8 protein-coding genes are annotated in these 8,827 nt (G+C 39.3%); 3 read left to right on the top strand and 5 right to left on the bottom strand.

The window, feature by feature from the left end; genetic code table 11:
• Positions 1–371: 371 nt before the first annotated feature.
• Positions 372–1,214, bottom strand: coding sequence for a patatin-like phospholipase family protein (locus PVE40_RS11820; RefSeq protein WP_274732151.1), 843 nt, complete (start codon positions 1,212–1,214; stop codon positions 372–374).
• A 184-nt stretch (positions 1,215–1,398) separates the two neighbouring features.
• On the opposite strand from PVE40_RS11820, the gene brnQ reads away from it, so the two are divergent.
• Positions 1,399–2,730, top strand: coding sequence for a branched-chain amino acid transport system II carrier protein (gene brnQ, locus PVE40_RS11825; protein WP_274732152.1), 1,332 nt, complete (start codon positions 1,399–1,401; stop codon positions 2,728–2,730).
• A 43-nt stretch (positions 2,731–2,773) separates the two neighbouring features.
• Here brnQ and PVE40_RS11830 read toward each other — a convergent pair whose 3' ends face one another.
• The gene (locus PVE40_RS11830; protein WP_274732153.1) at positions 2,774–3,580 is read right to left on the bottom strand and encodes an alpha/beta fold hydrolase; all 807 of its coding nucleotides are present in this window, start codon (positions 3,578–3,580) and stop codon (positions 2,774–2,776) included.
• Between the two features lie 91 nt (positions 3,581–3,671).
• Between PVE40_RS11830 and PVE40_RS11835 the strand changes: the two genes are divergently transcribed.
• Positions 3,672–4,955 (top strand): WD40/YVTN/BNR-like repeat-containing protein, encoded by a 1,284-nt coding sequence (locus PVE40_RS11835; RefSeq protein WP_274732154.1) that lies wholly within the window; start codon positions 3,672–3,674, stop codon positions 4,953–4,955.
• Between the two features lie 47 nt (positions 4,956–5,002).
• On the opposite strand, the gene PVE40_RS11840 is transcribed toward PVE40_RS11835, so the two are convergent.
• Positions 5,003–5,935 carry an FAD:protein FMN transferase gene (locus PVE40_RS11840; protein WP_274732155.1) on the bottom strand — a complete coding sequence of 311 codons (933 nt, stop codon included), beginning with the start codon at positions 5,933–5,935 and terminating at the stop codon, positions 5,003–5,005.
• A gap of 162 nt (positions 5,936–6,097) precedes the next feature.
• Between PVE40_RS11840 and PVE40_RS11845 the strand changes: the two genes are divergently transcribed.
• Positions 6,098–6,931 (top strand): DUF72 domain-containing protein, encoded by an 834-nt coding sequence (locus PVE40_RS11845; protein WP_274732156.1) that lies wholly within the window; start codon positions 6,098–6,100, stop codon positions 6,929–6,931.
• A gap of 50 nt (positions 6,932–6,981) precedes the next feature.
• On the opposite strand, the gene PVE40_RS11850 is transcribed toward PVE40_RS11845, so the two are convergent.
• Both PVE40_RS11850 and PVE40_RS11855 read right to left on the bottom strand, forming a co-directional pair.
• The gene (locus PVE40_RS11850) at positions 6,982–7,974 is read right to left on the bottom strand and encodes an asparaginase (protein ID WP_274732157.1); all 993 of its coding nucleotides are present in this window, start codon (positions 7,972–7,974) and stop codon (positions 6,982–6,984) included.
• 179 nt (positions 7,975–8,153) lie between these two features.
• Positions 8,154–8,756 (bottom strand): Glu/Leu/Phe/Val dehydrogenase family protein, encoded by a 603-nt coding sequence (locus tag PVE40_RS11855; protein WP_274732158.1) that lies wholly within the window; start codon positions 8,754–8,756, stop codon positions 8,154–8,156.
• Positions 8,757–8,827 lie beyond the last annotated feature (71 nt).

The raw sequence follows: 8,827 nt of genomic DNA on the forward strand, positions 1-8,827 counted from the left end.
GGTTCGTGCGCCCAAAAATAGGGTTCATACGCCAATTTTCCTAATGTGAAGCCAAATCAGCTTGCGCATTTAGAAAAGCCAATGGCAATTCCGAAAACTGGAATGCTTCATCGTTGAAAAAACATTTTTTCAAGAAAATTTTAGGAGTATGAATAATTCAGGATAAAAACTCTCCTCTTCATCTGTGCCATTACGACAAAGACACCAGTAACTTTACAACAACATCCCGATATAAACATATGATACGAAAATAAACAATTTATAATTACAGTATAACGATATGTTTACTAAAAGCAAAGTTTAATGGTAATTATTATGAATAGTTTTATAACGATATGTAGCTATAAACAAAAAACTGACAACAATTGTTGTCAGTTCCTTAAAAATTCATTTAATTTATTTATTTCATTCTTTGCATCGTGCATTCCTAAATCATACATTTCTTGTAATTTTTCAGGATCTTGTTCCAGTCGTTTCATTGGGATCAATTTTGTTGGTCGTATGACAAACACCTCGCCTGCCTCTTCCAATCGGATTATTTCTTCTACTGCATCGTTATAGTTTTGATACCGATTTTTTAATCGTTTTGCAAACTCTGGATACTGCCTATAAAAGAAATCTATGATACGAGTATTTGACTTCGTTTTCCGATAATCCAAAGGTCGAGTCAAAATAACAATTAATTTCTTATAGCCTAACTTTTGTGCTTTTTTGAAGGGAATGCTGTCGCTTACTCCGCCGTCCAAGTAAAGCTCTCCCTGATAGGGAACCATTTTAGATACAAAAGGCATGGAACCAGAAGCCCGTAACGCTTCAATTTGTTCAAATCCTTCCTTGATTTGAATATATTCCGGTTCTCCGGTTTTCACATTTGTTAGTGTGGCGTAGAAGTCAATTCCTGATTGCTCAAAAGCCTCTTGATCAAATTTATCTAGTTCAAACGGAACCCGATAATAAGCAAAATCTTTGTTTACAATATCTCCTGTTCGCAGTAGACTTCGCACACTGATATAACGTTTATCCTGAATATATTGTTTGTTATAGCGTAAGGTGCGACCATGTTGTTTCGATGCATAGTTGATTCCAAAAAGGGCTCCCGCAGATACTGTAACCATTCCATCTACTTCAATGCCCTCTTCAATAAAATAATCTAAAACACCTGCCGTATAAAGTCCACGCATTCCGCCACCTTCTAAAACCAATCCTACTGACATAAATCCTTCTTCCTCCTGCTACTTCTATTGAATTTCTGTCTTTTATTATAGCGTACTCAGTAGACGAGACAAAATAGGCAAGTAGTCTGAATATTTCTTCTATTATCCTTGACGGAATTTCCAATCTTTGAGATAGTACTCTTTGTGCTTTATTTTCGAATGACAAGTTAATCGGAGGATTGGAATGAAAAGAAAAGATATTTTAATTGTGGGTTTTATGCTTTTTGCTATGTTTTTTGGTGCTGGGAATCTCATTTTCCCTGTCGCGTTAGGTTTTATGAGCGGCGAACACTTTTGGCCCGCAATTTTTGGATTTATTTTAACGGGGGTGGGATTGCCTTTAATAAGTGTCATTGTGGGCTCTATCTCTGAAAATGGATACCGAGATTTATTAAAGAAAATTCATCCTCTGTACTCTGTTGTATTCTTAATGGTCATCTATTTGACGATTGGACCATTTTTTGCCATTCCAAGAACCGCTACTACCGCATATGAGATGGGTATCGTGCCATTTTTGAATCATTCTACAGATTTGAGCTTATTTCTCTTTACAATAGGATTTTTCTTGATCGTACTGCTCGTTGTGTTAAGCCCAAACCGGTTGGCAGACAGCATTGGTAAGTATCTTACTCCCACTCTACTGATTACCATCATTATTTTAATTGTACGTGCGGTGATTATGTATGGGAGTAATGAACCACAAGTAGCCGATGGACTGTATCAAAAAAGTGAACCGTTTATGACTGGATTTACAGAAGGATACTTGACGATGGATGCGATTGCGTCTATTGCGTTTTCAATTATTGTCTTGAATGCGATTCGCGAATTAGGTGTGACCGATAAGAAGGCTCTATGGAGCGGGACGGTAAAATCTTCTTTCTTAGCAGTTGTATTGCTTGGTGTAATCTACACTGGTTTAGGTTGGGTGGGGAACCGAATGTCTGTCCCGGATGCTATCCCCGTAAATCAAAATTTAGGTACCTTTTTGTTACAGCTTATTTCCAAAGAAGCATTCGGCACATTTGGTATTGCAATGTTAGGTGTTATTGTATTCCTCAGCTGCTTAACAACTGCGATTGGTTTAATTGCAGCAGTGAGCGAATATTTCCATGGTCTCATTCCTGCTATTTCCTACAAAATGTTTGCGATTCTTTTTACTGTTTTCTCTGGATTAATCGCAAATCAAGGTTTGGATCAAGTGATCGAAACAAGTGTACCAGTATTGGGAATTATTTATCCGATTGCCATTTCTACTGTGCTGCTGATTGTAGTGAGTTTAATGATTCCTTCTTCAAGGTTTAGTTTGCAATTTCCACTGATTATTGTTGCTTTAGAAAGTGGTCTGTCCTTGATTCATAAGCAGGGATGGATGAAGATGGATTGGTTAGAACAGTTACCGCTGTATCATATTCAGTTTGAATGGGTTCTCTTACTCGTTGCAGGATATATCATCGGACAAGTAATCAGTTTGCTAAAACCAAGCCCCGTTTTAAAATTTGGTGCTCACAATCAATAGAAACGAATAAAATGGTTCTCAGTTTATACTGGGAACCATTTTATTATTTTTGCATAAACAATAACATCGTTCGATTTAGCTTCTCTAACTCATCATGAAAAATAGCGTGCCCACTCTTCTTGAAGGGAATAACAATATTTTGAGGGATTCGTTCGGCCATTTGGTAGGTGAGTTCGAATGAACAAACTTGGTCTTTTTCTCCGTGACAGATTAAGACAGGTACTTGTATTTTGGCGAGATCCTGACTGACGTCCTCTTCTCGCAGCATTAAAGCGGTAAGAATAGTCGCATAGGAAGATGCATCGAGTGCCATATTTGTCAGCCAATCTTTATAAGAAGTATATGCCTTCTCATGAAACAATTTCTTCATAAAATCCTGAATCATTTTGGGTCGGTTTGTTTGGATTTGTTCAATGATGGTAATCAGTTCTGCTTTCTTTATTCCCGTCATGAAGCTTTTATGTTTGGTAAAGGTAGGAACTGCAGCACTGATAAAAATGAGCTTCCTCACTCCCCAACCATCATGCCGAGCCATATATCGCGCAGCCACAGCAGCACCCATCGAAAATCCGACTAAAATAACATCCTCTACCGCTAAGGTATCAAGGATCATTTTGACATCATCTGCAAATGTATCATAACCATACTCTTCAATGACTAAGTCAGAGCCACCAAAACCACGCATATCAATTCCGATCACACGATATCCGCGCGGGAGAAAGTGGTTATATTGATACTCAAACATGTCATTCGCGAAGGGCCATCCATGAAGAAAGACAATGGGTTGCCCCTCACCAATATCTTGAATCATGATTGATGCTCCATGTTTTCCTTTGATCCATTTTTTCAATGCATGTGCCTCCTATTCTCTTTTCCCGTTTAGTATAATAGATATAGAGCAATTTTAGAAAGATAATACCCTAAAAGGAAGTTGGTGAATAATGACGAAAGCAAAATGGAAAGATGGACTCATTCTGATTATCTATGCATTTGCTTGTTATCAAACTGCTCTCTTGGCTCAATATGGCGACATGAAGCAACGTATACCCATCATCCTAATCTGTTTCTTCCTCGTTATTGTGTGGTTGATCCGTTATCGTAGGGATTTGATGAAAACAATTATCCTTCTGTTTGCCTTTGTAACTGTAGTGACTGGCGTCAGTATCTATCGAAGTGGAACAGACTTTGACGGCAGGCTTGCTACTGTGATTCACAACTGGCGGACACAAAAGGAAATTCCTTTTGAGGAAGAAAATATTTATTCAAATGGTCTCGACAATTTGTTAGGAAAAATCGGTGAAACGGCATCCTTGCCGGAAAATTTATATGTATATGGTTCAATCACACTCCGTTTTCAAGCCGATGGCCGACTCACTTCTTTTTATGGCACCTTATATGGAAAAAATGAAAATGGCGAGACCGAATCATTCTTCATTGATTATGACGGTAACCAAATTTTGGTGTCGCTTGACGCTTATGTAGATGATTCATATACCAAAGAGAAAGAACTTCAGCCCCTTCTAGATGCTTTTTCTTTCTTGGATTTTGAAGCAGCAATTGCCCAATGGGATGATAACGAATACGAAATATATTACGAAGGCATGCGAAATTGGGGGAACTTTACAAATGGGATTGTTTACTTCGATGAAGGTGGAATAATCGGTGATTTGGCGTTTGCTCAGAGAGAAGTGAAAGGTTATACCGTTTCTCTTCTGCCCGTTCTGGATAAAGCTGCTACACCTTTACGTTTTGTTTACTTTGATTTTACGAATCTGATTGAAAATCCATCCTTTGAAGACCCTCCTCCCATTCCAATTCCAGAAGGTGAAGATGTCTTCTTTCTAAACGAGAAGATCGGTTATCACTTGGAACCAGTGGAAGCAGCAGCTGGAAGTCGGTTCTATGTCCTAAATCAAACAATTGATGGCGGGAAAACATGGGAACAGATAAATCCGAATCCATTTTTGAGTGATGCAGGAGTTTCAGGCGGAATAACTTTTCTCAATGAGCAAATAGGCTTTATTATTTTAACCCACAATGGTGGAACGGAAGCAGACTTGTATCGTACAACTGATGGGGGAAATACATTTGAAATGATTCCCTTGTCCATCGAAGGCGTAGTGGAGTTACCTTATTTAGAAGGCGATTCACTGCTTTTACCCGTTCATGGTGAATTTGAAACCGTATTGCTCGAGTCTGCTGACGAAGGGTTTACGTGGAAATAAAATAAACTGGAGGCTGAGAAAAGATCTCAACCTCCAGTTCTTTTTATTTAGAGAATAATTTGTTCCGTTAGTGCTTTCGGATAAAAGACCCTTCCATCTTCCATAATGACAATGCCACTGAATCCAGGCATTTGATCCAGAGTGGAAATAATTTGTTGCGGCGTCTGACCAAATAAACGGGTCGTCCAAATTTCCCCGTCCACTGATTTATCGGAAATAACGGTGATGCTGGCAATATCGGTTTCTAATGGATAGCCTGTTTGTTGGTCGAAAATATGATGATACCTCTTGCCCGCTACTCTGAATGTCCGCTCATAAATTCCTGAAGTAACAATCGATTGGTTTTTCACTTTAACGGCCGATGCCAACTGTCCCCGTTCTTTCGTTGGATGTTGAATCCCAACTCGCCAGTACCCATCCGAATGATTCGGTCCATCTCCGTAGGTAACCACGTTCCCCCCTAAATCAACCAAAGCTGACTCTACTCCTTCGTCAATAAAGTCACTTAGGATTTGATCAGCAAAGTATCCTTTCGCAAGTGCACCCAGATCAATCGCCATCCCCTTTTTCTTCAAAAAGACGGTTCGATTTTTTTCATCTAAAAGAATATTCTTTGGTTGGATCAGTTTGAGTCTTTGTTTAATTTCTTTCTCACTTGGTAGCTTTGCATCATCAAAACCAATGCGCCATAATTGAACCAAAGGACCAATCGCAATATTTAAGGCGCTGCCTTTTGCCAAGCTATGCTCTTTCCCAATCTGAATCAGCTCAAATAAGTCTTCATCCACTGCAACAGGTACAGTGCCCGCTTGCTGGTTAATTTTATTTACATCTGAATAGGCATCATTTGCGCTGAACCGTTGTTCAAAATCTTCCAGTTTTTTTTCGGCTTTTTCCAGAAGTTCAGTTGGATTTTCATGACGAATCCAAAGCTGAATGACTGTGCCCATTAAATGAATGGTACGTTGTTCTTGTTTCATTTTAATTCTCTTTTCTGTAGAATGATTTCTTCCACTTTACCATATTTTATTTGCTTTCAACATGGTTTCTACTTATTTACAGGTTTTCAATCCAATTAATTGCGTGCTGCTATAATAAAATTATATGATAATGAAAACAACACAAAGGAAGGAGTCTTCCTAATGATTCATATTGGACTTACTGGCTGGTCAGACCATGACTTGTTGTCTTCTGACCCTAAAAGGAAATTGATTGACTATGCGGGACACTTTCCAGTTGTAGAATTGGATACAAGTTTTTACGCAATTCCCCCAGAAAAAAATGTGCGTAATTGGATAGAAACTACCCCTAAAACTTTTCAATTTATACCGAAGGCTTATTCTTCCATGACGACACATAAGAGCAAGTTTCAAGATCGTCCAATCGAAGAAACCTTTGAAATTTATAAGACTGCTTTTCGTCCAATGGTAGAGAGTAACAAAGTAAAAGCTTTTCTATTTCAATTTCCACCCAATTTTTCTTGTAAACGAGAGCATGTAGAGTATATGCGGCTCGTGCGCTTACTGATGGAGGACATGCCGATTGCGATTGAATTTCGCCATCGCAGCTGGTTCAGTGATTCATTCAAAGAAGGAACATTAAATTTCCTTCGAGAAATGAACTTCATCCATGTGGTTGTCGACCAACCGCAAACACCAAATAATTCTGTCCCCTTTACGCCGGTTGCTACAAATCCAGATAAAACGTTTATTCGTTTACACGGACGCAACTATCAAGGTTGGTTGGGCGATGATGCAAAAGACTGGCGTACATTCCGCACCTTATATGACTACACGGAAGAGGAATTGACTGAAATTAAACAGGCTGCATTGGATTTGGAAAAAGAATCCGAAGAAGTTACGGTCATTTTCAACAATAACTCTGGTGGACATGCGGCTCAAAATGCTAAAACGTTTCAAAAGTTGCTGGGAATCGATTATGAGGGTTTGGCACCTCGGCAATTAGATTTATTTTAACAAAAGAGGAAGGGATTCAATCCCCTCCTCTTTTTGCTTTGCCAAACCATTTAGCTATAAAAATGGAATTCAAATTCTTGTTTCATTTTTTCAAGATCATATCCATTCGACAATAACAGTAACAATTTCAAGCGTAATTTATCTGGAGTCAAATCTTCGCCCCAAATCACACCCATTTTTCTTAGATAAGTTTCCGACCCGATAAAGCCATACGTATCCGTCAACATACGACCATTTCTGGAGCGAGAACCCCATACAATTGGGATGCCTCTCTTAACTGCTTCTTCTATTCCAGGAATCATATTTAGTGGCGCATGTCCAGCACCCAAACCTTCAACAACCAGCCCATCCGCTCCGTTTTCAATGGCATGTCTAATCGCATTAGAGTCCTGCCCCAAATAAGCAGGAATAATTTCTACGCGCAATTCGGCAATGTTCTCCCCAATCGGATAGTAGTCTCGGATAAGTGGCTTTCGTGCCCATACAGCTCGGTTGTTACTGACATGTCCAATGTGACCAAATTCAATCGCCTTAAAAGATGTAACTGCTGTTTTATGTGTTTTAATGACATCTCGTGCAGGGATAATTTCTGAACCAAAAACGACAACTACACCCATTTCTGCTGCACGCGAATCAGAGGCCACAATAATCGAATCAATAATATTTAAGGCGGCATCTGACATCGGTAAAGAAGAATTCCGTTGGGCACCGGTAATAACAATCGGCACATTCGCTTGCAGTGTCATATCTAAGAAGTATGCCGTTTCTTGGAGTGTATCGGTTCCATGCGTAATCACAACGCCATCTACCTGTTCTTCTTTGACTGCTTTTTCAATTAATTCTTTTAACTCCACAATATCTCTAATTTGCAAATGTGGACTGGGAATATTTTTGTATTCAATTTCAATAAATGTCATGTTATCACGGTCTACATTGGCTAACTCTAGTAATTTCTTCGGCCCCAATGCGGAGTTGGCCAATCCACTTTCATCTGCTTGCATCGCAATCGTTCCACCTGTTGAGAGAATTGCTATTTTTTTCATACTCATACTCCTTTTAACGGAAAATCAATCATAATCGACGGACTGTCGATTCCTTTTTTAGTAGCGTACCATTTTTTCAGAAGATAAAAAAGGATTCGTTGATAAATTATCAAATCGTACTAAAAACCCGTTGTAAAGAGACCTTATGTCTCCTTACAACGGGAACAAAAAATAAATTTTCACCGATGAATCGTTGTCTTAGGGTCACGAACAAAAATCTTTCTTGTCTTTTTGATGGCGGCAATTCGTTCTTCTGCTAATCGATCTGCTGCAATATAAGTTGGAATTTGATCACGTTTTGCAATCGCGAATACTTTTTCAATTTGATTGTAAATATTTTCCACGGACTTACGGACACGATCGGCTTGGTACCCACCGTTAAACTCATCTGCCACTTGAATCACGCCGCCTGCATTCAAAATATAATCCGGTGTATAGACGATGCCCATTTCTTCTAATTGATTTCCGTGTCTTGCTTCAGCCAGTTGGTTATTCGCAGCACCAGCAATCACTTGGATGCTAGCAGCAGACATTTTTTCTAAATTTTCATCATTAATCGTGCCTCCTAGTGCGCAAGGAGCATAAATATCAGCCTTCATAGAAAACATCTCCTCTGGAAGCACCACCTCGCACCCGATAGCCTCAGCTCTTCTTCGAGGTTCCTCATAGAGATCCGTTGCAATGACTCGGGCACCTTCTTGACGTGCTTTTTGGGCGAGAATCAGTCCTACTTTCCCTACTCCTTCAATGATGATGGTACGGCCATCAAGAGAATCTGATATGCTCCCTCTATATAGGACACTGAATTAATTCAAGTCCTATATAGGGGGTTTTGTCATGCCTAAACGTCAAA

This window comes from Jeotgalibaca caeni, assembly GCF_028863945.1.
GTDB classification, from domain to species: Bacteria; Bacillota; Bacilli; order Lactobacillales; family Aerococcaceae; genus Jeotgalibaca; species Jeotgalibaca caeni.